General features: G+C 41.3%; 19 protein-coding genes. 8 read left to right on the top strand and 11 right to left on the bottom strand.

Annotated features, from left to right (window positions below; genetic code table 11):
* Positions 1 to 776 precede the first annotated feature (776 nt).
* From RM553_RS17730 to RM553_RS17710, 5 genes are all read left to right on the top strand, one after another.
* Complete coding sequence (locus RM553_RS17730) at positions 777 to 4421, top strand: chemotaxis protein CheB (RefSeq protein WP_311536301.1); 3645 nt, start codon at positions 777 to 779, stop codon at positions 4419 to 4421.
* The gene (locus RM553_RS17725) at positions 4422 to 6644 is read left to right on the top strand and encodes an ATP-binding protein (RefSeq protein ID WP_311536300.1); all 2223 of its coding nucleotides are present in this window, start codon (positions 4422 to 4424) and stop codon (positions 6642 to 6644) included.
* Positions 6645 to 6674: 30 nt separating this feature from the next.
* Entirely contained in the window at positions 6675 to 7232 is a 558-nt protein-coding gene (locus RM553_RS17720; protein ID WP_311536299.1) for a response regulator transcription factor, read from the top strand.
* On the top strand, positions 7222 to 7779 hold the full coding sequence (locus RM553_RS17715) for a biliverdin-producing heme oxygenase (RefSeq protein ID WP_311536298.1): 558 nt from the start codon (positions 7222 to 7224) through the stop codon (positions 7777 to 7779). Before RM553_RS17720 ends, RM553_RS17715 begins: the two co-directional genes overlap by 11 nt.
* A 233-nt stretch (positions 7780 to 8012) precedes the next feature.
* Positions 8013 to 9575 carry a hypothetical protein gene (locus RM553_RS17710; protein ID WP_311536297.1) on the top strand — a complete coding sequence of 521 codons (1563 nt, stop codon included), beginning with the start codon at positions 8013 to 8015 and terminating at the stop codon, positions 9573 to 9575.
* A gap of 79 nt (positions 9576 to 9654) precedes the next feature.
* On the opposite strand, the gene RM553_RS17705 is transcribed toward RM553_RS17710, so the two are convergent.
* The 8 genes from RM553_RS17705 to RM553_RS17670 all read right to left on the bottom strand — a co-directional run bounded on the left by RM553_RS17705 (position 9655) and on the right by RM553_RS17670 (position 16755).
* Entirely contained in the window at positions 9655 to 10233 is a 579-nt protein-coding gene (locus RM553_RS17705; protein ID WP_311536296.1) for a pseudouridine synthase, read from the bottom strand.
* A 23-nt stretch (positions 10234 to 10256) separates the two neighbouring features.
* On the bottom strand, positions 10257 to 10640 hold the full coding sequence (locus RM553_RS17700; protein WP_311536295.1) for a DUF3037 domain-containing protein: 384 nt from the start codon (positions 10638 to 10640) through the stop codon (positions 10257 to 10259).
* Complete coding sequence (locus tag RM553_RS17695) at positions 10618 to 11409, bottom strand: HipA family kinase (protein WP_311536294.1); 792 nt, start codon at positions 11407 to 11409, stop codon at positions 10618 to 10620. Before RM553_RS17695 ends, RM553_RS17700 begins: the two co-directional genes overlap by 23 nt.
* A 14-nt stretch (positions 11410 to 11423) precedes the next feature.
* Complete coding sequence (locus RM553_RS17690) at positions 11424 to 13562, bottom strand: M3 family metallopeptidase (protein ID WP_432271473.1); 2139 nt, start codon at positions 13560 to 13562, stop codon at positions 11424 to 11426.
* A gap of 98 nt (positions 13563 to 13660) precedes the next feature.
* On the bottom strand, positions 13661 to 14275 hold the full coding sequence (locus tag RM553_RS17685; RefSeq protein ID WP_311536292.1) for an alpha/beta hydrolase: 615 nt from the start codon (positions 14273 to 14275) through the stop codon (positions 13661 to 13663).
* Positions 14275 to 15234, bottom strand: coding sequence for a ring-cleaving dioxygenase (locus tag RM553_RS17680; protein WP_311536291.1), 960 nt, complete (start codon positions 15232 to 15234; stop codon positions 14275 to 14277). The genes RM553_RS17685 and RM553_RS17680 overlap by 1 nt, the downstream gene beginning before the upstream one ends.
* Positions 15235 to 15380: 146 nt before the next feature.
* The gene (locus tag RM553_RS17675; RefSeq protein ID WP_311536290.1) at positions 15381 to 15734 is read right to left on the bottom strand and encodes a SpoIIAA family protein; all 354 of its coding nucleotides are present in this window, start codon (positions 15732 to 15734) and stop codon (positions 15381 to 15383) included.
* 97 nt (positions 15735 to 15831) lie between these two features.
* Positions 15832 to 16755, bottom strand: coding sequence for a cation diffusion facilitator family transporter (locus tag RM553_RS17670; RefSeq protein ID WP_311536289.1), 924 nt, complete (start codon positions 16753 to 16755; stop codon positions 15832 to 15834).
* Between the two features lie 131 nt (positions 16756 to 16886).
* On the opposite strand from RM553_RS17670, the gene RM553_RS17665 reads away from it, so the two are divergent.
* Positions 16887 to 17969, top strand: coding sequence for an acyl-CoA dehydrogenase family protein (locus RM553_RS17665; protein ID WP_311536288.1), 1083 nt, complete (start codon positions 16887 to 16889; stop codon positions 17967 to 17969).
* 5 nt (positions 17970 to 17974) lie between these two features.
* Here the strand turns inward: RM553_RS17665 and RM553_RS17660 are convergent, their stop codons facing one another.
* Both RM553_RS17660 and RM553_RS17655 read right to left on the bottom strand, forming a co-directional pair.
* A complete protein-coding gene (locus tag RM553_RS17660) occupies positions 17975 to 18379 on the bottom strand; it encodes a hypothetical protein (RefSeq protein WP_311536287.1) in 405 nt (134 codons plus the stop codon).
* 5 nt (positions 18380 to 18384) lie between these two features.
* The gene (locus tag RM553_RS17655; protein ID WP_311536286.1) at positions 18385 to 18939 is read right to left on the bottom strand and encodes a hypothetical protein; all 555 of its coding nucleotides are present in this window, start codon (positions 18937 to 18939) and stop codon (positions 18385 to 18387) included.
* 98 nt (positions 18940 to 19037) lie between these two features.
* Between RM553_RS17655 and RM553_RS17650 the strand changes: the two genes are divergently transcribed.
* Positions 19038 to 20291, top strand: a complete 1254-nt coding sequence (locus RM553_RS17650; RefSeq protein WP_311536285.1) for a cation:proton antiporter — start codon at positions 19038 to 19040, stop codon at positions 20289 to 20291.
* Positions 20292 to 20362: 71 nt separating this feature from the next.
* Positions 20363 to 20977, top strand: a complete 615-nt coding sequence (gene wrbA / locus RM553_RS17645; protein WP_311536284.1) for an NAD(P)H:quinone oxidoreductase type IV — start codon at positions 20363 to 20365, stop codon at positions 20975 to 20977.
* 197 nt (positions 20978 to 21174) lie between these two features.
* Here the strand turns inward: wrbA and RM553_RS17640 are convergent, their stop codons facing one another.
* Positions 21175 to 22635 (bottom strand): glycosyltransferase family 2 protein, encoded by a 1461-nt coding sequence (locus RM553_RS17640; RefSeq protein WP_311536283.1) that lies wholly within the window; start codon positions 22633 to 22635, stop codon positions 21175 to 21177.
* Position 22636: the final 1 nt, after the last annotated feature.

Raw genomic sequence — 22636 nt, 5'->3', positions numbered from 1 at the left:
GGTTTTTAAATCTTTCACCCATTGGGCTCAGTTAATTTGTCTTTTTATGCTCAAACATCGTGCGAGTATTCCAAAACCACCTGTATCTACAGGAGGTTTCAGTCTTTCAAGATAAAGTAAAAATCATAATTTTAGTAACTTAATTTCATGAAATAAGGTTTTAGATGCTTTATAAAAAAGGTTTTGTTGCCTGCGAGGTGTGGAATAGAAAGGACTGAGCAAGTCTTGCAATCTACTGAAACAGGAATGTAAAACCGCAATTCTTAATACATCTTGCATCACAGAAATGCTGTTTTCCCTCCTATGATTGAAAATAATTATCCCCTATAGAGATTCTATATAGACTGCGAGTCTGACAAAAATATGCTAATATGGCAGATTACCTCATATTGGGTCGTTTTGGCGGGAATTTCTTTGATAGGAAAGTATGAGGTAAAATCGAACCATAAAGTATTACGCTACTAAATAAATTATTTTCATTTAAAGGTGGGGAATTTTATCCTCATGTCATTATTTTATTGTGGAAGAATTACTTCTGCTCTAGTTTCCAAGAAAGAATGTTTTAACTATTATTAATATAATTTACCTTTTTATTAAGAAATTTTAAGAAGTCAAGGTGTTAATTTCCCAATTGCTCTTCCAATAGGCGCAAAAGTTGTTGGATATAGAGTCAGAATTGTTTGAAAACATCAAGAAACACTCGAATTTAACTATTAATTTTGATTTTTTAAATTTTATCGTATTTCCCCGTAAACAGGGATTTATCACTACTACGCATGACCAAAAATGACAACATTCTTTCTCAGGTTTCAGAATCAGAAAACGCGGTCCGGGATTTTAGGATAATCGCAGTTGGAGCAAGTGCAGGAGGACTGGAAGCTTTAAAAGCTTTTTTTAGCGGTATATCTGAAGAAGACAATAATGCCTACATTGTAATACAGCATCTATCGCCAGACTATAAAAGTATGATGGGGGAAATCCTGGCAAAATCTGCACACCTTCCCATAGAACAGATTGAAGATGGAAAGGAGATAGAACCGGGAAGAATTTATTTAATTCCCCCTGTGAACAATCTTATCCTGGAAGAAAACAAGTTTCGCCTCCTGAAAAAGCCCCAGGACCAGAAACTTAATCTTCCAATTGATATTTTTCTGGAATCCCTTGCAAATGCCAGGGTGGAAAAAGCGATCGCAATTATTCTTAGTGGTACAGGGAGTGACGGTACCCGTGGGATTAGGGCGATTAAGGAGAAAGATGGAATGGTGATGGTACAGGATCCGCAGGAATCGAAATTTGACGGAATGCCCAATAGCGCCATAAGCACCGGCCTGGTGGATTATATTCTCCCAATAGAAGAGATGGGGCAGGAGTTACAAAATTTCATCAATGCGCCTTCTGTGGTCAAATATACCGAGGAGAATATAGAATACGATGAAAATTCCCTTATTAAGATCCTGCACCTTATAGACCAGGAAACCCAGCTCGATTTTAGCGAATATAAATATTCCACTTTAGCACGTAGAGTGGCGCGCCGGGTAAATGTGTGCAAATGTAATTCCCTGGAGGAATATTATTATGTACTGAAGTCTAATCCGGAAGAAATAGATTGCCTGTACAGGGAGTTTCTTATTGGTGTTACCAAATTTTTTAGGGATGCCCGGGTTTGGGAAATAATGGAAGATGATGTTATTCCGGAACTAATCAGTAAAAAGAAGGACGGGGATGTCTTCAAAATATGGGATGTGGCCTGTAGTACAGGGGAAGAGGCTTATTCCCTTGGTATGATAATAAATGAAGAAATTGAGCGACAGAATAAAAATATTGAAGTAAAAATTTTTGCTACCGACATTGCTGAAAAGCACCTTGAAATTGGCAGCAAAGGAATTTACCCGGAGAGTATCATCGCCGATATCCCGCCAAACCTTGCAGAGAAATACCTTATAGATTGCGTGGAAGGTTATCAGGTGGTTGAAAAAATCAGGCGTATGGTGATTTTTTCAAAGCATAACATAATTAAAAATCCTCCTTTTAGCAGGATGGACCTGGTTTTATGCAGAAACCTGCTCATCTATTTTCAGCCTTCCATTCAAAAAAAGGCGCTAAATGTCCTGCATTATGGATTGAAGGAAGATGGATTTTTGGTGCTGGGAACCAGCGAAAGTGTTAATACTCACCGTGAATTTTTTGATGATGTGAGCCGGAAGTGGAAAATTTATCGCAATGTTTTTCCGCGAAAGCGACTGCAAAGCGAAACCTTAAGGTCTTCATCCTCGAGGCTTTCCACAACAAGGCCTGAAAAGAAAAAAATGCCAGACACTTCTACTGGTGTCGAAGTAAGTACTAAAACGAAATTCATCAATGAGCTTAGCGAAGCCATTCTGGACCAGTTTGGTGGTGCAAGTGTTTACGTGGATTCGGACTATAATATAATGCACGCCATTGGGGAATTTCGAAAATATGCCAACCTGCCGGTAAGAGGTTTCTCTGTAAACCTGCTTGATATGATGGGGGCAGAGGTAAAGCATGTTGTACTTAGTACCACCAAGGAAGCAAAAAAGGGAAATTCCAAGGCTGTTTATCGGGATGCCATCTACCAGCATCAGGGGGAGCCAAAGGCGATGGATGTTATAGTAAAACCATTCACACAAAAGCACCTTGATGATGAGCTAAATTTTGTGATTACTTTTGTTGAAAAAGAGGTTGATCTTTCTGAAATAAAAGAAGTACAAAAATCCACGCCGGACAGCAGGACCCAAAATCATATTGCCGAGCTGGAAGATGAATTGAAGAAGACCAAGGAAGACCTTCAGCAATCGCTTGAAGAAATTGAAAGCAGTAACGAAGAGTTGCAGGCAGCAAATGAGGAACTTCTTGCTTCCAACGAGGAACTGCAAAGTACTAATGAGGAATTACAGAGCGTAAATGAGGAAATAAATACGGTTAATGCAGAAAATATCCAGAAAATGGATGATCTCGCAGCATTAAATTCCGATATGAACAACCTGTTGGAGAGTACGCAAATAGGAACTATTTTCCTTGACAGAAATCTAAGAATTAGAAAATTTACGCCCTCTATAAAGGAACATTTCAGCTTTATCAATTCAGATGAAGGGCGCCCTATAGAACATTTTACAGACAATATTGGAAAACGAAACCTGGTGGCTCGATGTAAAATGGTCTTAAAAAATGGCAAAACCCTGGAGAAACAGATTACTTCCAAGAAAGGTAAAAATTTTCTAAGAAGGATCTCTCCATACCGTGATTCTTCCGGTAAAATAAGCGGAGTGGTGGTTACCTTTATAGACATAGAAAACCTGGAAAAATCTCGCAAAAGATTAATTGCCAGCGAGAAAAGGTTTAAATCTTTCTACGAGGAAGATCCGGTAATGCATTTTAGTATAGATCCAACCACGTCCCTCGTGGTGCAGTGCAACCAGGAAGCAGTGGAAAAACTTGGTTATGAAGACAAGGAAGAAATTATAGGAAAACCATTTTTTGATTTGTATGAGGAGGAGTCCCAGGTAGAGGCTTTAAAGCTGAATGAAATTTTCAGAAAAAAGGGAGAGCTTAAAAATGTTGAGCAGGAAATGCTTACCAGATCAGGAAAAGTGATTCCCGTGATCATGAATTCCACCATAGAAGTAGATGACGACGGCAATGGGATTACGCACAGATTTACCTGCGTGGATATTTCTGAACTTAAAAAAGCACAGGAAGAATTGAAAGAACAAAAGGCTGACCTGGAAAGGGCCAATAAAGACCTGGAGCAGTTTGTTTCTATTTGTTCACACGACCTTCAGGAGCCGCTTTCTACAATAAAATTTGGGAGTGATATCCTGGGAAAAATTTATGCTGAAAAACTGGATGCCAAAGGCAAAGAGTATATTTCTTATATAGATCAGGCTTCCAATCGTCTGGCCGATCAGATAAAAGCTTTACTGGAACATTCCAGGATTGGCCGCAATACTAAAAAGTCTCTCGTGAATACACGGGAACTTGTGGAAGTGGTAAAATATGATCTGGGAAAAAGAATTAGGGATACAAAGGCAAAAGTACATGTGGGGTCCCTTCCAAAAGTAAGGGCTTATGAAGTGGAGTTAAGGTTACTCTTTCAGAACCTGTTGAGCAATGCCTTAAAGTATAAAGCCAAAGACAGGGATCCGGAAATCAGGATTTCGGCCTATCAGGAGGGAAATTACTGGGTTTTTTCAGTAATGGACAACGGGATAGGAATTTCTGAAAAAGATCAGAAGGAAATATTTACCATTTTTAACCGTGTTCCTACCGAAGAAAAATATGATGGAACCGGGGTTGGCCTTGCACATGTAGAAAAGATCGTACATTTGCACGAGGGTACATTATGGGTAGATTCGCAGCCTGGAGTAGGCAGTACTTTCTACTTCAAGATTAAAAGAAAATAGATGGCTCCATTCACCCATTCCTATTCTGAAAAAGTAAATGTTACAAACTGTGACCGGGAACCAATTCATATTATTGCCCGGGCCCAGGCTCATGGAGTTATTCTGGTATGTGACAAACATTCCCTTAAAATCACCCAGTGTAGTGAGAATGTAGAAGAATTACTAGGGTTTGAACTTAAAGGAATCTTATCCAAAAAACTTTCGCAGGTAATACCTTCTGCGCAGGCGGAAAGGCTTCAGCAAAAAATTTCCAGTAATGAAACCCTGCTTCCGGAAGAAATCCAGATAAACGACGTTAAGTTTTTTCTTATTCCACATCTTTCCGGAGAAAATCTCATTATAGATTTTGAACCTTTTGGAGAGTCTATAGATCCTATTCTTTTCCAGGAGCAGCTAACCAAAATTCTTGGGGAGCTGGGTAACACCGGCTCTATAAAGGAAATGTGCCAGCAGGCGGTTTCCCTGGTTAAATATTTATTTGATTATGACCGTGTGATGATGTACCATTTTGATGAGGAATGGAACGGGGAAGTGGTAGCCGAAGTGCGGGAAGAGGGAATGGAAAGCTGGCTTGGTTTGCATTACCCCGCTACTGATATTCCAAAACCTGCGCGGGAAATTTTTATGAAACAGGGCGTGCGTATAATAAGTGATGTAAATTATCGCCCATCACCAATTTACCCGGAATTAAGCCCGATTAATAATGAACCCCTGGATATTTCAGGTTCAGAATTAAGAGGAGTTTCTCCAATTCACATTGAGTATTTACAGAATATGAAGGTGGGGGCTTCCCTTACCGCTGCAATTATTTTAAACGGAAAGCTTTGGGGCTTACTGGCATGCCATCATAACAGTCCAAAATTTATCAATTATCACCAGCGGCAATCCTGTAAATTCCTAACCCAGGTATTATCAAACAAACTGGCGCTGAAAAACACAAATACTTTCCTTAAAAAAATAAAAGAATCAGAAAAAATAAGGAAAGAGCTTGTGATGCAGATGAATTCCATAGCAGATATTGTTGCTGCCTTGGTAAAATATAAGCCCAGATTCACAGATCTAATAGAATGCAGTGGCGGCGCCATATACAGAAATGGCAAAATATGCCTTTCCGGCAGTACACCTTCAGAAGAGGAAGTGATGAATCTTATTCTTAATTTTCTTGGGGACCGGAAAGAAAAAGTATTTCAAACCAAGAGCCTAAAAAAAGTATATGCACCTGCTGAAGTATTTAAAGATAAAGCTTCGGGAATTTTATCTGTTCGCTTAGGGGAAGAGAAACAGGATTATGTTATCTGGTTTAGGACAGAGGCAACAAAATCTGTTAGTTGGGGAGGAAATCCTGAGAAGAATGGATATGTAAAGAATGGGGTGGAATATCTTAGTCCCCGAAAATCTTTTGAGAGGTGGACACAAAAAGTTTCCGGAGTGGCAAAAGCATGGGAATCCTTTGATATTGAAGCAGCACAAAATCTGCGGGATAGCATTACCCATGTTGTTGTTAAAAAGCAGAAAGATGAAATAGATGATTTGAACAGAAATCTTTCTGATGCCAATGCCGAACTGGAAACCTTCAGCTACAGTGTGTCTCATGATCTTAGGGCACCTCTGAGAGGAATAGACGGTTATGCCCGTATCTTAAAGGACAACTACCAGGAGAAGCTTGATGCCTACGGCCAAAACGCCATAAATACGATATTAGGTTCCGCTGAAAAAATGGAAGAACTTATTGAGGATATTCTTTCATATTCCAAAGTTGGACAGACCAAACTGGTAAAACAGGTATTTTCACTTCAAAATCTTGTGGAAGAGATTATTGCTTCCCAAAGCCTGGAAACGCAATATCCAAAGACAAAGGTGAATATGAACGATTTGCCAAAAATTACAGGAGATCGCAGGATGATAAAACAACTTATGGCCAATCTCCTGGAAAACGCCTTTAAATATTCCTCTGGTAGCCAACAACCTGAAGTAGTTATAGGATGCGAATCTGTTGGTGGGGAAAATATTTTTTATGTTAAAGATAATGGCATAGGTTTTAACCCGGAACACCAGGATAGAATTTTTGATGTATTTTCGAGGCTTGCAGGAGAGGAATACTCCGGGACGGGAGTTGGATTGGCCATTGCAAAAAGAGTTGTAGAAAAGCATGAGGGCTCTATATGGGTTGAAACGAAGCCCGGGCTTGGTTCTGCTTTCTTCTTTACACTTAAAGAAGAGTAGTAGCCCAGGCAACAATTTAAGGACAGAAGAATGATAAAGACCGCTTTAAGAATATTACTGGTAGAAGATGTGCGAACCGATGCCGAGCTTTTGGAGCATCATATCAAAAAAATTGTAGAGAAACCTGAGATAAGGGTGGCAGATAACCTGGAAGATAGTGCTGCTTTGCTGCATAGCTTCGCTCCAGATGTGGTAATTTCAGATTACAACCTTCCCACTTGTAATGGGCTGGATGTGTTAAAATTAGCTAAGGAGTATGATGCTGCAATTCCATTTATTTTTGTAACCGGAACAATTGATGATGACGAATTAGCTGCCAATACCATACTTTCCGGTGCGACAGGTTTTGTATTAAAAAAGCACATGAAAAACATGTCAGAAAAACTGAATCCCTTGCTTAAAAAAGTGGTTTTTCATATGGTAGAGAAGGAAGAACTTCGTGAAAAGATCAGGAAGAACAGGATAAGCATTAACCAAATTTATAAGTATCTGGACGATATTAATATAGATAATGAAGAGCAACGGCAAAACGTTGCCAGGATTAAGCAAAATATTGACAATATAAGTTATCGTGAAGATGCTGACTGAATTGAGAAAAGCTACAGCTGTGTTGCATGAGCAGCTGGAAAAAGAAAACAACGCAAAGTTAATCCTTAACCACACTATTACGCCAGAGCAGTATAAGGAACTCCTTTATCAAAATTACATAGCATACTATTGTACTGAAAAGGAAATTTCGCGCCAGCTTCAGGACTACCGGGAAAGTAAATATCTAGCCCTGGAAAAAGATTTGAAAGCTTTGAATATTCCCGCAAAAGTACCCGCCTCTATCGCCCAAAAATTTTCCTGTAATTCTGAAATTGAGGCTTTGGGTGCAGCGTATGTTGTTGAAGGTTCTGCGATGGGAGGAAAAATTATTTCTAAAAATTTAACAGAATGTTCCAAATTATCTCATATAAAGAACCATTACTTTTTCAGTGGGAAAAGAGAGGATATAAAATCCTGGCGTGCTTTTACAAAAAAGCTGGAATCCAGGAGCTTTTCAGATGAAGAAATTCGTACGGCACAATCTAAAGCCAGGGAAACTTTCCGCTTTTTCTCAATCGCATTTATGATTCAAATACCTGTTTTTTAATAATTTAGCTTCGGTAAAAATTAAGGGTTAACCCCCATTCACTTTTCTTTAAGATATCTTTAGCTTAGTTCCTGTCTGAATACAAGATCATCCCTTCATTAGATCTCAGGCATCTATTATCCCAGCAATACGCCCTCAAATCAAGCTCTATTTTCGTACCCTCTTCGGGCCTGTCTTTGTTGTGGAATAAATTCAGAAATGTTAAAATTTTATACTAACCAAATTTTATTATTATGAAAAAATTTAAATTATTTCTAATGGGTTTTTTGGCTTCCGCGATGTTGCTGGTGTCCTGTAGCAAAGATGAACCTGTTAATGAAGCCACTGAACAGCAGGAAGTCGCCACTCTTACCTTTGGTGCCACACTTAACGATCTTCTTAACCGCGCGGCTAACACAAAACAACATTTTTCTGATGTTCCGGAATGTTCTGATGCCGCACCAGCCACTGTAATGGTTGTTTTATCTGAGGGAGGAATTGATATGGATCCCGTAACTATTAATGTCTTATCAGATGATCTGGACAGTGATGGTGATATGGATTATTTCACCGATTATTCTGAAGATCTGGAATTAATGCCAGGTACTTATGAGCTTGAAGAGTTTATTGTTTATGACGCTTCAGCTAATCCCATCTGGATAGCACCTATAGATGATGATGATAGCGGCGAATATGATGGTTACGTCATGGATGCCCTTCCCATAACAATTAATCTTGGAGCAGGTGTAAAGAAATATGTAGATGTGGAGGTTTTATGTTATGATGAAAGACAGGTAAATGAATACGGGTACCTGTTCTTTGATATTATTCCTAACCAGGCAATTGAATTTTGCGTGTTTGGTAATTATTGTACTGATAACGGCAGGCATTATCCAGCGGAATATTCTGTTAATATCTGGTTAGGTACAGATGATACAGGAACTGTACTTTATACTGATGAAACAAATTCAGTAGAAATGGATAATAATGGCGATTATGCCGGCACACCTTTGTGCTTCGCTTTACCCGACACCGAGGGTGAAGACCAGTATTATATGGAAGTGACCCTTCTTAATTCTGATGCCTATCCCGATGTTACCGAAGAAGTGGTGTACTCTGCAGTACTCACAGATGAAGAGGTGAGAGAAATGTTTGATGGGGAAGACGCGGTAGATTACTACCACTTTGGAATAAATTGTGGTGGCGGTGGTCCTGTAATAAGCGAAGATACCCATATTTATATTTACTTCGATTCTTCCGGGTCAATGAATTCCACATTGAGTCCGCTACAGGAAATGAGGAATACACTTCTTAAACAAACTTTACTGCCTTTGTATGGTAACGATGAAGATGCATATGATAATCAGGTGCGGGTGATATCAAATGGAAATGAAAGAACTCTCAACTTCTTGAATATCGAAGGTGAAACACCTGTAGGAGATGTTATTGTTCTTGCTTTCCAGGATGAGGCTGAATTTATTTATCATGATGGATCTCCTACTTGGGACTCCTCAACAGGAAGAACAAGTACTTACGACAGTGATATAGCAATCCTGCGCGGCCGGTTAAGCGGTTTTCCAGCTAATTATTACCATGGGGTGGTATTCCAGGTAGAGACTTCTACAACAGGTGCTTATGCCAACTTCAGAAAATTAATGGAATATGTAAGTTCCAGCACGGGTAACTACAGCGGCCAGTACGGCCTGGGGGACCGGCCTGAAGTAGCTTACGAGTATGGAGTAACTCCTGGAGCTTCTGCTCAATATTATGCAGATCTGATTGTAGATGCTTTAACAGGCCTAGGATACAGTTTATAGTTTATAGATTGTGTATTTCTATTTTGTTTCGAAAAGAAGGTGGCGGATATTAGCCGCCTTCTTTATTTTATCAGAAAATTTAGAACTCGAATTTTTTTAATATTTTTACTTCTCCCGCTTGCATTTTATCTAAAACCTCTTTTCCTATCCTTACCCTCACCAGGCGTAAAGTTGGAAATCCAACGGCTGCAGTCATCTTTTTAACCTGGCGGAATTTTCCTTCAGTCAAAGTCACTGAAATCCAGCTGGTAGGCCCATGACGTTCATCCCTAATTTTTTTAGCTCTTTCAGGAAAAACAGGTGTGCCTGTTAACTTCTTTGTTTTGCAGGGAATTGTGCGGTAGGTTTTTCCATTGATGCTTATTTCTACTCCCTGTTGAAGGCTTTCTATAGCTTCTTCAGTTATCAGCCCGTCCACCTGCACATAATATTCTTTTTCAACCTTGCGCCCGGTAACTTCGGCACTTGCTTTACCATCCGTGGTCAGCAATAATAATCCTTCAGAATCCTGGTCCAGCCTTCCGACAGACATTGTCCCTTCCGGAAAATCATGAAGTTCTCCCAGGAGCTTTTTCTTCTTCCTGGGCTTTTCATTGGTGATAAACTGGCTAAGATATCCATAGGGTTTGTATAACTTGAAGTACTTATGGGAGGGCATAAAATTGATTTTTAAAACCTGGTTTACAATACCAATTCAGCATATAGCCTTTCCAAAGTGTTGTCCAGGTCGCAACTTAGTCCGGAATGCGGGCGTGATGTTTGAATAGATGCACTGCGTGTGGCGGTAAGCCATCTAAACCGGGAGGCGAGATCCATCTTGGCAATTGGGCCGCCATCTTCCAAACCTTTACAAATTTTTTCAAAGGAGCAAAGGTTAATTTTTAGCTGCTCCACATCGGTTTCTGCGGAAAATAATTTTAATCTTTCTTCGTCCAGCTGGCAGGCAATTTTTAGGAATTTGTTCCCTTTGCTGAACAAAATTATTCCAACGTTAATAAATTCTTCCCGTTCTACATTAGGCACAAGCCTTACCACGGCATATTCATATAAGATTTTTTCGGGCATGCTGCGCTTCTTTTATAAATATTTCTGAATTTTCCAGTCTCCTCAACAAGAACTGAACATAGGCTTCTTTAATTTCTTCCGCAGGATCTAATGTTTCGCGCCATTGCAGCCATTCTTCAGGAATAAGGTTTATTATATCACGGATTTTATCTTCAGTTAAAATTTGTTGGAACTCCTTATCTACTTCCTCAAGCATGGATGCCTGTGGCAGCAGAACATGGTCTTTTATAAGTGAAAAGGGACTTGTGCTATGTTTTTCTTTATTTTCCCAGGAATGGTGGAAATAGAACGAGGCTCCGTGATCTATAAGCCATAATTCTTTATGCCAGATAAGCATATTGGTGTTCCGGAAGGTGCGGTCTACATTGGTGATTAGGGCATCCAGCCAGACAATCCGGGAAGCGAGGTTTTCATCTACCTGGTTTACCGCGGGGTCGTAGGTAAGGGCGCCACAGAGAAAGTGCAGGGCCAGGTTTAAGCCACGGCTAGCCTTGAGCAAATCCTGGATTTCTTCGTCGGCTTCAGTTCTGCCAAAGGCTTCATCTAGATCGGCAAAAACCAGTTCGGGTACTTTTAGCCCAAGTGTCCTGGCAATTTCGCCCCCAATGTATTCAGCTATCAGCGCTTTGGTTCCATGGCCGGCACCTTTAAATTTCAGTACATATTTAAAGTCATCATCAGCCTCAACAAGCGCAGGTAAAGAACCCCCTTCGCGCAAGGGGGCAATATACCTCGTTACCATTACCTCTCTCAATTCTGTTTTAGTCATCCAGGCTGGCGGTTTTACTGTTTCTCCGGAACCGGAAATCCCCTGTCCCTCATCAGGGCATCAATGTTGGCATCCCTCCCGCGAAATTTCCTGTAAGCTTCTGCAGGATCCATGGCATTTCTGGGTGCAAAAAGGAACCTCACCAGTTTATGTGCCACTTCTTTATCATAAAATCCGCCGGGAGCTTCGGCAAAAGCTTCCGCGGCATCAGAAGTTAGAACATCTGCCCAGAGATAACCATAATACCCCGCGGCATATCCTTCACCTGAAAATACATGTCCAAAATGGGGAGAACGGTGCCGCATTACGATTTGTTCCGGCATGCCTAGTTCTTCCAGCTGCTCTTTTTCAAATTGCCCGGGATCGATATTTTCAGGATCTGTGGTATGGTATTTCATGTCCATAAGGGCAGAAGCTAAAAATTCAGTAGTGGCAAATCCCTGGTTAAACGTAGAGGCCTTTTTGATCTTCTCAACCAGCTCCTGTGGGATTACCTCCCCGGTTTCATGATGCTTAAGGAACTTATTAATTACTTTATCTGTAGAAAGCCAACGTTCCAGCAACTGCGACTGGAACTCGGTATAATCTCTCACTCCGCTTTGCAAAGTAGGATATTTTACATCTGCAGAAAGAAAGTGCAGGGCGTGCCCAAATTCATGAAAGAAGGTTTCCGCATCGTCCCACGAAACCAGTACCGGCTCGCCCGGGGCAGGTTTAATAAAATTTGAATTATTTGATGCCAGCACGGGTTTTCCGCCCATGAGCTCGGTAGCACTTCGGTAAGTTGTTGCCCAGGCGCCCGAGCGTTTTCCCTGCCGCGCATAAGGATCTAAATACCACAATCCCACAATTTCTCCGGAATCTTTATCGCTCACTTCCCAAACCTTTACATCGGGATGAAAAACAGGCACGCTTCCCTTTTCAACCGGGGTAAACTCAAAGTTGAACAATTCTCCTGCAGTAAAGAAAAGCGCCTGCGTTAAATTGCCCAATTCCAGGTATTGTTTTACTTCCTCACTGTCCAGGTCATATTTCTGTTTTCTGACTTTTTCGGCATAATAGCGGTAGTCCCAGGGTTTAATGCTTATTCCTTTATTCTCCTTATCGGCGATTTCCTGCATATCAGCCACTTCTTCTTCAACCCTTGCCAAAGCCGCAGGCCATACGGCCATCATTAATTCCATGGCTTTTTCAGGAGTTTTGGCCATCCTGTCCTGCAGCCTCCATTCCGCGTAATTATCATAGCCCATTAATTCCACACGCTCATCCCGTAATTTTAGAATTTTTGAGATCACTTCGTTATTATCGAATTCGTCCTGGTTATCTCCGCGGGAATAATAATTTCTCCAGACTTTTTCCCTGAGTTCCCGTTCATTCGAATATGTAAGAAACGGATCCATTGAAGACCTGGTATTGGTCACCGCATATTCCCCATCGTGGCCGCGATCTGCCGCCGCGGTAGCTGCAGACTTAATATAAGATTCCGGAAGGCCTCCAAGCTGACTTTTATCCAGGTATACTACATAGTTTTCCTCTTCAGCCAGAACATTGTTTGAGAATTTTGTGTAAAGCTGGGAAAGTTCCCTGTTAATATCAGCGTAACGCGCTTTATCCGCTTTATTAAGATTGGCGCCATTCATTTCAAAATCTTTATAGATCAGTTCAACAGTGCGCTGTTGCTGTGGAGGAAGTGAATCTTCCTGTGCCTTTTTATAAACGCTTTTTATACGCTGGAACAGCTTTTCATTCTGAGAAATCTTTGAGCGGTAAGCTGAAATTTCAGGAGATAAAGCTTTCTGAACCTTCCTGAATTCGGGGCTGGAAAGATTGCTGCTGTAAATTCCGTAGTAGGTAAATGCCCGGTCCAGAGGTTCTCCCGCTTTTTCCATAGGGATAATGGTATTCTGGAAAGTGGCGGGTTCAGGATTATTTGCAATTTCAGCTATTTCAGCCAAATGCATCTCCATGCCTTTCTCTATGGCAGGTTGTATTAAATCTACCTGCATTTGGTTAAAAGCAGGCACTCCCTGGTAAGGGCCCTGCCATTCGGCAAGCAGTATATTTTCGATATTTTTATTCATATTCTCCTGGGCCTGTATGCCTGCTGAAAAAGAAGCAAAGGCAAACACACCAATTAATTTTAGTGATTTCATCTTCATTTCATGTGGATTTTTCCGGCAGGAAGATACAAACTATCGCGCAATATTACCAGTTTTCCCTGCCACTGAAGTTTTCTTCTGAAGAAAATAATTTAGCTGAAAAGAAGCCGCTTTGCTTTTTCAATTTCATCTGAAATAATGGTATGCGGCCTGTCTTTATATACTTCCAGGTGCACGGCAGCTCCGGATTTTTTCAAAATTTCAACTGATTCCTTTACCCTCGCAAGGGGAACGTGTGCGTCTTTATCTCCGGTGCCAATAAAGATCTTTGTTCCTTCAAAATTGCCATTATATCGCTCCGGTTTTAATTTTTCTCCAACAAGGCCGCCGGTAAAAGCTACAATACCGGCATACCTGTTAGCAAATCTCGCGGCGACTTCAAGGCACAGGCATGCGCCCTGAGAAAAGCCCATCAGGTAAATCTTGTTTAGCGGGATATGTTGCGCAGTTTCATCGATCAGCCTCTTTACCACTTCTACTGCGGAAGAAAGCCAGGGTTCGTTTTCCTCTTCAGGAGCTATAAAACTTGTAGGATACCAGGTATGGTTTGTGGCCTGGGGCGCGGCTAAATAAGTATCTTCACCCGGAAAATACTGCGCCAGTTGTAGAATATCTTCAGCGGAAGCCCCGCGGCCATGAAGCAGGATAATCGCTTTTTTCGCCTTACCGGGAGCCGTTCCTTTTTCAACAATATTATACTCGTGCATTAATCTCTGAATTTTTCAATGTTAACTTCAACAGGTTGCAGTCCTTTTTCAATTTGAGCGCGATTTGGCTCTTCCCATTCAGGCAGTTTTAATTCTTCCCCGAGGTGTTCCTTACTTTCATCAATAGCAAAACCAATATCATTGGTGGCAACTTCAAACAAAACACCGCCAGGTTCCCTGAAATAAATGGAATGAAAATATTGCCTGTCCAGCACCGGGGTGGGTTGTAAATAGCCTTTTTTCAGGAGCCGCTCACGAAAGTCCAGTTGAGTGGCATCATTGGGCGTGGCAAAGGCTACGTGGTGTACCGTGCCGCCACCACCAAGACCGCGTTGAGCCTTAGGATCATTTATAATATCAACATAACTGCCGGGCTGATCTAAAGTAGTAAAACGAACTCTATTTTCTTCTTCGAGAATAGTTTTGTGTTCCATATCTTCGGTGAGAATGGCGGTTGTGGCCCTGGGATCGCTTTGGGCAATGGTGATGCCGTAAAAGCCCTTAATGGCATATTCCGGCGGAATCTGGCCGTAGGAAAAACCAGGCCTTTTGTCTTCGCTATTGGCCACCAGTTCTATGCCCATACCGTCACGATCTTCAAAATATATTGAGGTTTCCCTGTTAAAATGCTGTGCCGGTTTGTGATAGCTGATGTTGAATTTGTCCAGCCGGCGCATCCAGTATTCCAAGGAATTCTCAGGAATAGAGAAAGAGGTAACCGTTACCTGTCCGTTTCCTTTTCGCCCCTTTGCAATCCCGTCGTAAGGAAAAAAGGTAAGTATGCTCCCCGGTTGCCCCAACTCGTCTCCGTAATAGAGATGATAAATATCCGGCGCGTCGAAATTTACAGTTTTCTTTACCAGCCTTAGCCCCAGGATTCCGGCATAAAAGTCCACATTCTGCTGCGGATTGGAGGCGAAAGAGGTTATATGATGCAGGCCTTTGATTAAATTTTCCATGTAATTTTTATTTGAATAAATATACGCTGTTAGTCCAACTTAACAGCAAAGATAATAAATGTTTTAACAACAATTGTATATACAAATGTATTGTTTTAAATAAAGCCTGTCTTGTTCCACGGGAGTGGAGGACAGGCTTAAAATTTTTAGGCAGATGCTATCCAGGCTTTTGCCGCTTCTCTTTCATTTAATTGGAAATATTTTACTTCGGCATCGGCAAAAGGTTTCATAAGCTGGGTAAGCCCTTTTTCCCATTTTTCGGCGCCAACCATGGCTACTTTTTGTAGGTTCTCGTTATTTTCAAAATCAAATTTTGCATCTTTCCACATGGCGCTGAGCGACCATCCGTCAAAATCCTGCATTTCAAAATACCAACGGATTTTTCCAAATTCCCTGATCTTTTCCTGTAAAAAAGGAATCATTTTTTCGTAATCTTCATCAGTAAGCTTTTCTTCTGCCGTAGTGTAAACTATATTTTGCTCTGATTTCAATTGAATCATAACTTGCGGGTTTTGTTGAATATTCAGTTCAACTTAAATTTCCGAAGAATTCCTGCAGCTGCCAAAGTTTAAATATGAAGCTTTTTTTAAATGCCTGTTAATGTTTATGCTCAAAATTAACTTTTTCCCCACTTGAGTCTGCATTAAGGCTACAGCTTTCGGTGTCCAGCTCAGTTTCTATGGTATAATGATCAAAATTATACTCCTGCAGCAGGTCTTTCACTTTTTCCTTTACTTCCAGTAGTTGCCTGAATTCGGTAATATTATTGAGCTTTATATGAGCCGTAAAAACATGATTTTCTCCCTCCAGGGACCAGATGTGCACGTGGTGCAGGGAAGCAACATTTGTAATTTTTTTGATTTTGGCCTTAATTTCTTCTGAATCTATATCTTTTGGTGCGCCCTGAAGAAAAATAAAAAGCGTTTCCTTAAGCCGTTTGAATACATTCCACAAAATATATATGGTGATCAAGAGGGAGAGGGCAGGATCCAGATAGTGAATATCCTGAAATTTAAGCACAATGGCCACGATAAGCACCGCCACCCAGCCCAGCACATCTTCCATTAGATGCCAGGAAACCACTTTTTCATTCAGGGTTTTGCCACTGCTCAGCTTCCAGGCGGCAAATCCATTTACCGCCACACCTACAACAGCAAAAATAATCATGCCTTCAGCATTGGAATGTTCCGGTTCCAGGATTCGGCCTACAGCTTCATAAATAACATAAATAGATCCCCCAATAAGCACCAGGCTGTTAATTAACGCTCCCAGCAGGGAAAACCGCCGGTATCCAAAAGAGAATTTATTATCTGCTTTCTGTTTGGATTTGTTATCCAGGTACCATGATGTTCCAAGGGAAAGGCTGTCCCCCAGGTCGTGAACGGCATCTGAAATAATCGCGATACTGTTTACATAAAGTCCTCCTATAAATTCAAGGATTGTAAACGCCAGGTTTAGGAAAAAGGCAATTTTTAAATTCTTTCCAGAAGTATGGTGGTGATGATGGTGATCGTGAGACATAAGTTTAAAATTAAAACAAATTAGATTTTGCCGGACCTGTGATATGTAAATTTCTTCAATTTTATTGAGGTACAGGACAAGAATTTAATAGAATTTTCCTTTCATTCGCAATGAAATACAAATTTTATAGCATGTGGGAACAAGCGATAAGTGCCGTACAGAACGAGGATGTAAAATGGTTAAAGGACAACAGCGATAGTTTTAGGGAATTTTTCAGGAGGGAAAACCTTATGGAAAAGGGGAAATTAAGTCCTGAAGCTTTGGAAATGCATTACCGGCACGGACTTTTTAAAATGTTCCTCAGCAAATCCTACGGCGGCCTTGAAATTCCTTTACATAAAGGTGGTAAATGGATTGAAAATGCCGCCTATCTCGATGCCAATTGGGGCTGGTTGCTGGCCATAGGCGTTGGCGGGGCCTATTTTGCCGATTACCTCTCACCAGAAACAGCGCAAAAATACTTCAACCCTCCTGAGGCACTGGTTGCCGGAAGTGGAAAGCCCAGTGGGAATGCTGAAAAAGACGGGGATAGCTGGCAGGTAAACGGATCCTGGCAATATTGTAGCGGGAGTGAACAGGCTTCCATGTTTACCGCGGTAACGCGCAGGGGAGGTAAAAATTTAGCATTTGTATTGCCCATAGAACAGGCTGAAATTATACGTGACTGGAATAAAATTGGAATGCAGCTCACCTGCAGCCATAGCATTGTTGCCAAAAATGCTGAAATTCCTCCTGATAATTTTTTTGACCTTTCCGGCCAGCCGCGGGATTCTTCTTATCCGCTGGCCAGTTATCCTTTTATGCTCTTTGCCCGTGCCTGCTTTGTTCCTGTGGTCACCGGGATTTGTAAATCGCTCTGGGACCATGCTTCAGAATTAATGGAAAGCCGTAAAGAAGATTGGCAGAATTTTCAGCCGGGGCGCTATGAGTATCTTCTTCAGCAAAAGAAAGAATTTTTGCACCGCAACCGGCACCTTAGCAGCCATTTTTATAAAAGCCTTAGAAAAAGCTGGCAAAACCATACCGAAGGCAAACCTGTACTGGAAAAGCAGGTGAGCAAGCTGGGGCTTGACCTGGCGGAATACCAATACACTTCCAGCGCCGCGATTATTCCTAAACTAGGTATGCAGGTTTTGGAAAAAGATCATCCTATCCAGGAAAAATGGCAAAATTTACAAACCGCTTATCAGCATATGTCTTTTCAGGAATATTAATTATCTCAATTACTATTACTTTTTCTGCCTTTTCTTTTTTTCTGAAGAAAAGCCAGCCCTACTGAAACAAGTACCGAAATACAGGCGGTTGTTCCAAGCGCACCTCCAAAACCTGCAAAAAACCGGCTGGAGTTAAGGTAAATCAGCGAAAAAATAATTCCGGAAAAAGCAATCAGCAGATAGTTACCCACTACATTTTTGGAAACCATTCCTATAAAGCTTGCTCCCATAAAAACCAGAGGAATATGCCTGATAAAATAAGGGGCAAAAAAATGGGGAAAAAAGTAAAAGAATAAACCCACGGCAAGGGATAACAGGGCAGAAGCTCTTACCGCTCCCATCTTTAAAAAATGATTGGCAAGGTAAGTTGCTGTTGCGGCGAATGCCCCTGTTATGGTGAGTACTAGCATTTCCATTAAGTAAAAAAGAACAGGAAAATTGAAGTTATGGCCACTCCGCCAAATGCCACCGAGCCTAATTTACCGCCGTACCCCCGAAAAATGTTTTTGGAACTTATATAAAAAACCCCGGTAATGAAACCTGCAAGAATAATGAAACTCCAGTCTTTAGTTACTTCGGGCCCCGTCATCCCGATAAATGCGCCGCAATAAATGGCAGCGGGAATCTCCTGTGTAAAACTGTTTTTTGTGCGGCAGAAGTGAGGAATGTAGGAAGCTATACTTCCGGTAATACCGGCAGCTATAACGGGGCCTAAGTCTGCCTTGTGGTGTAAATAAAAAGTAGCTGCACAACCTGCCATAACAAAAAGGATATGATACAGGTCTTCAAGAAAATGTTCTTCCTCTTCCCGCGGAGCCTTAAAATATGCAATGCTGATTAATGCAGAAATAAAAACAAGAATTGCCAAAAGAAGAATAGTATCCATCTTTTCATAGAAGATAGCCGCCAGAAAAGAAAGATGCAGCATTATAAACAGGAAAAAAGCTGTTCTGCGGATGATTCTAATCATTAGCAATTAATTTTCGGCAAAATTATAAAAAAACGCAGAGGGGGAATAATTATCCTCTGCTTCTAAAATTTTTTTATCTTCTGAAAAAAAATGCTCTTATGGATTATTTCCTCATAATTACCATTCTTGTAAGCCTGGCGGCGGTCTTTGGTTACATTAATGTAAGGTTCCTTAAATTGCCTAATACCATTGGGCTCATGCTTATTACCATACTTTTTAGTTTAGGAGTAATTGGCCTGGCTGCGTTTGATGATACACTGCTGAATGTGGAAAAGGAGATTATCACCAATATAGATTTTGAGGAAATTTTGCTGGAAGTGATGCTGAGTTTTCTGCTTTTTGCCGGTGCTCTGCACACCAATTTTGAGCAACTAAAGATACAGCGCTGGCCCGTGTTGGTTTTTGCTACCCTGGGCGTTCTTGTTTCTACCTTTTTGGTAGGTACTCTTATGTTTTATGTGCTTCAGCTTATCGGTTTAAACATAGATTACATTTACTGCCTGTTGTTTGGCGCGCTAATATCCCCTACAGATCCCATTGCGGTTTTGGGAATTCTGAAAAAAGCCGGGGCTGCAAAAAATCTCGAAGCTAAGATTGTTGGGGAATCCCTTTTTAATGATGGGGTAGGAGTAGTGGTTTTTCTCACCATTTTTCAGATAGCGGGTTCTGCGGAAAGAAATATTGATGCCATGGCTATCCTCGAACTTTTTTCTGTAGAAGTAGTGGGGGGAATTGTACTTGGGCTCATTTTGGGATATGTAACTTATTTGCTGATGAAGTCTATAGACGATTATGATATTGAAGTTATTATTACCCTTGCGGCGGTTATGCTGGGAACGGTGCTGGCGCATCATTTTCATCTTTCCGCACCTTTGGCCATGGTTACAGCCGGATTGCTGGTGGGGAACGATACCGTACGCGCCACTACAATGTCTGAAATCACCGAAAGCTACGTAGATAAATTCTGGGAACTCCTGGATATTCTTCTTAACACCATTCTTTTTGTGTTAATAGGGATGGAAATGCTGGTATTAAGTTTTAGGGGAGAATATATCCTCGCCGGCATTATAGCAATTCCGGTAGTGCTTTTTTGCAGGTATATCTCGCTGCTGCTGCCCATTAATTTCTTCAAAAAAAAGCTTGCGTTCGCACCAAAAACAAATTTAATAATGACCTGGGGCGGACTGCGTGGCGGAATTTCCATAGCGCTGGCACTTGGCCTGCAGGCCGAAATGCACCGGGAACTTTTCCTGGTGGTAACTTATGTGATCGTCGTATTTTCAATATTGGTACAGGGGCTTAGTATAGGGAAGCTGGTAGAAAAATACTCTGTTGATAAAACAGGTGCCTGAGAATTTAGGTTTTCCTTATAAAATTTTAAAGACATTTATTTTAACTTGAAGCAAACCAAAAAAAGTGAAATATGAAAGAGGTAAAATTAGCAGTAATCTATTACAGTTCAACAGGAACCAACCATCAAATGGCAAAATGGGCTGAAGAAGCCGCTAATGATTTAGGAGCAAAAGAGGTGAGGTTCCGCCGAATCCAGGAGACTGCTCCTGAGGCGGCTATTAATCAAAATGAAGACTGGAAGAAGCACCTGGAAGCAACAAAGGATGTCCCTACTACTTCTCTTGATGACCTGGAGTGGGCAGATGCCATTATCTTTAGTGCACCCACCCGCTACGGCGGACTTCCATCACAGGTGCAGGCATTTTTTGATACTACCGGGGGCCTGTGGTTCCAGGGCAAATTAGCGAATAAGGTGGTAAGCGGGATGACCAGCGCCCAAAATCCGCATGGCGGGCAGGAAACTACCTTGACCGCTCTATATAAAACCATGTTTCACTGGGGAGCCATTCCCGCAGCACCAGGTTATACCGATGAGGTGATGTTTGGCGCCGGAGGAAATCCTTACGGGGTGAGCACCGAAGCCGGAAAAGACAAGCTGGATGATAAGGTTAAAAAAGCGGTAACCCACCAGGTTAAAAGAACCCTTCAGCTATCGGGCTGGATCAAAAAAGGATTGCAGGAATAATTTCTTTATCTGTTCAGAATAAAAAAAGCCGGGGAATTTACTCCGGCTTTTTTGTTAATTCAGATGCCAGGTTATGCGAGTACTCTGCCTATTGTTCCATATTATTTAAAATGAAAAAGCTACCAAATTGCTTCAGTAACTTTTTCATATCCATAGGAACATTTAGTGAAAATTCCGCTTATATCCTTTCTGAGGTTTTATCTTTTCTTTGGCAATTCGCGGGTTAGCCAGCCTCTTCTATTTGCGGTGGCCATCGCGTAAGGGGCAATCCAGAACAGGCCGAAAGTATAGAACAGGCTGTAGGAGTAAGCCCAAAACGCTTCGGAGATGTTATATTTCCTGGCGTAAAAGAAGGCTGGAAGAGTGGAAAAGATCAGGATACTCAGCAGTGTGGAACTTATAAATAAAACAGGGTGCAGTAGCAACAACACGATCATGATAATGAACAGCGGATAGGTGGTGAGCATTTGCATCCATTGGTTAATCAGTAAAATACGCGGGCCCGATTTGGATCCATTCCTGAAGGTTTTGAAAGCAAATTTCGACATCATGAGGTTTTCACGCACATTACTTCTTTCCCAACGCGTGAACATCTTATGTAAACTGCTGAATTTTTCAGGGATATTGGTCAGCACATAAGCATTGCGCTGAAAGAGCACATGGTAGCCCTGCTTCAGTATCATATTGGTCATGGCGCGATCTTCCCCAATATCGGTAGGCTGTCCCATAAAGGTTTGGTTGATCCATTCCGGCAGGCAGTTCATTACTGCTTTTCCACGATAAGCCGCCAATGCACCCGGGGTACAAAGAACCGAACCTAAAACACTTTGAGCAGATCTTATAAACTCAAAACTGAATACAAAACTTACATTCAGCATGCGGGGAATAATAGCCTTTTCGTTGTTTAATACCCGTACATTACCTGCCACAGCACCACAGTTCTGGTTGGTAACAAAAGGGGAAACCAGGTTGCGTAAAGTGTCCTTTTGAACAATCGAATCACTGTCCACGGTTACAAAAACTTCCCCTGTACCCATATTAAATCCGCGGTAGAGAGCGTGTCTTTTTCCCTGGTTGTGGGGCTGCTGATAAATGGAAACCCGTTCTCCCAATTCTTCTTTGGCTATTTTCATCCATTCCCAGGTATCATCTTTACTTCCGTCATCAATGGCAATTAATTGTAATTTTCCAGCCGGATAGTCACTATTTACCAGGCTTTTTAAAGTTGAATACACCTGTTTTCCTTCATTGTAGGCGGGAACTATTACGGTGCAGGTGGGTAATTCTTCATCTGTAACCGAAGTTACGGGCTTATAGCTAAAGAACAATTTTGCGATATATGCCAAGAAGCTTAACCTGAATATCAGAAGGAAGCTGGTGAGGATTAACAGGATCATGCCACCTACAGTATTCATTCTGCCAAGGTTCATCTCCTGAAATTCGGGCTGCAAAAGGTAAACCGAAAAGGCTCCTCCAAGCAGGAGCATAAAAGTAGCTGCTAAAGTAAAAAGATGCCTTTTGGTAAAACTTGCTTTCCGGTAGTTTTCTGTAGCCTTCTCTTTTTCCGCTGAAGTTTTTTTAAGTTTTTGCAGCGAATCATCGTGTTTTATATTTTCAGCTGAAACTGAAGAGGATAATTTGAGGTCTTGTGTTATCATA

It is taken from the genome of Autumnicola tepida (genome assembly GCF_031846485.1).
Taxonomy (GTDB): domain Bacteria; phylum Bacteroidota; class Bacteroidia; order Flavobacteriales; family Flavobacteriaceae; genus Autumnicola; species Autumnicola tepida.
Note: the sequence above shows the minus strand (reverse complement) of the source record. Positions and strands in the feature narration are given on the sequence as shown.

What these genes read in the sequence shown, in the direction of transcription:
- RM553_RS17730 (WP_311536301.1), top strand. Translation starts at nt 777, where the DNA reads ATGACCAAAAATGACAACATTCTTTCTCAGGTTTCAGAATCAGAAAAC.
- RM553_RS17725 (WP_311536300.1), top strand. Translation starts at nt 4,422, where the DNA reads ATGGCTCCATTCACCCATTCCTATTCTGAAAAAGTAAATGTTACAAAC.
- RM553_RS17720 (WP_311536299.1), top strand. Translation starts at nt 6,675, where the DNA reads ATGATAAAGACCGCTTTAAGAATATTACTGGTAGAAGATGTGCGAACC.
- RM553_RS17715 (WP_311536298.1), top strand. Translation starts at nt 7,222, where the DNA reads ATGCTGACTGAATTGAGAAAAGCTACAGCTGTGTTGCATGAGCAGCTG.
- RM553_RS17710 (WP_311536297.1), top strand. Translation starts at nt 8,013, where the DNA reads ATGAAAAAATTTAAATTATTTCTAATGGGTTTTTTGGCTTCCGCGATG.
- RM553_RS17705 (WP_311536296.1), bottom strand. Translation starts at nt 10,233, where the DNA reads ATGCCCTCCCATAAGTACTTCAAGTTATACAAACCCTATGGATATCTT.
- RM553_RS17700 (WP_311536295.1), bottom strand. Translation starts at nt 10,640, where the DNA reads ATGCCCGAAAAAATCTTATATGAATATGCCGTGGTAAGGCTTGTGCCT.
- RM553_RS17695 (WP_311536294.1), bottom strand. Translation starts at nt 11,409, where the DNA reads ATGACTAAAACAGAATTGAGAGAGGTAATGGTAACGAGGTATATTGCC.
- RM553_RS17690 (WP_432271473.1), bottom strand. Translation starts at nt 13,562, where the DNA reads ATGAAATCACTAAAATTAATTGGTGTGTTTGCCTTTGCTTCTTTTTCA.
- RM553_RS17685 (WP_311536292.1), bottom strand. Translation starts at nt 14,275, where the DNA reads ATGCACGAGTATAATATTGTTGAAAAAGGAACGGCTCCCGGTAAGGCG.
- RM553_RS17680 (WP_311536291.1), bottom strand. Translation starts at nt 15,234, where the DNA reads ATGGAAAATTTAATCAAAGGCCTGCATCATATAACCTCTTTCGCCTCC.
- RM553_RS17675 (WP_311536290.1), bottom strand. Translation starts at nt 15,734, where the DNA reads ATGATTCAATTGAAATCAGAGCAAAATATAGTTTACACTACGGCAGAA.
- RM553_RS17670 (WP_311536289.1), bottom strand. Translation starts at nt 16,755, where the DNA reads ATGTCTCACGATCACCATCATCACCACCATACTTCTGGAAAGAATTTA.
- RM553_RS17665 (WP_311536288.1), top strand. Translation starts at nt 16,887, where the DNA reads ATGTGGGAACAAGCGATAAGTGCCGTACAGAACGAGGATGTAAAATGG.
- RM553_RS17660 (WP_311536287.1), bottom strand. Translation starts at nt 18,379, where the DNA reads ATGCTAGTACTCACCATAACAGGGGCATTCGCCGCAACAGCAACTTAC.
- RM553_RS17655 (WP_311536286.1), bottom strand. Translation starts at nt 18,939, where the DNA reads ATGATTAGAATCATCCGCAGAACAGCTTTTTTCCTGTTTATAATGCTG.
- RM553_RS17650 (WP_311536285.1), top strand. Translation starts at nt 19,038, where the DNA reads ATGGATTATTTCCTCATAATTACCATTCTTGTAAGCCTGGCGGCGGTC.
- wrbA (WP_311536284.1), top strand. Translation starts at nt 20,363, where the DNA reads ATGAAAGAGGTAAAATTAGCAGTAATCTATTACAGTTCAACAGGAACC.
- RM553_RS17640 (WP_311536283.1), bottom strand. Translation starts at nt 22,635, where the DNA reads ATGATAACACAAGACCTCAAATTATCCTCTTCAGTTTCAGCTGAAAAT.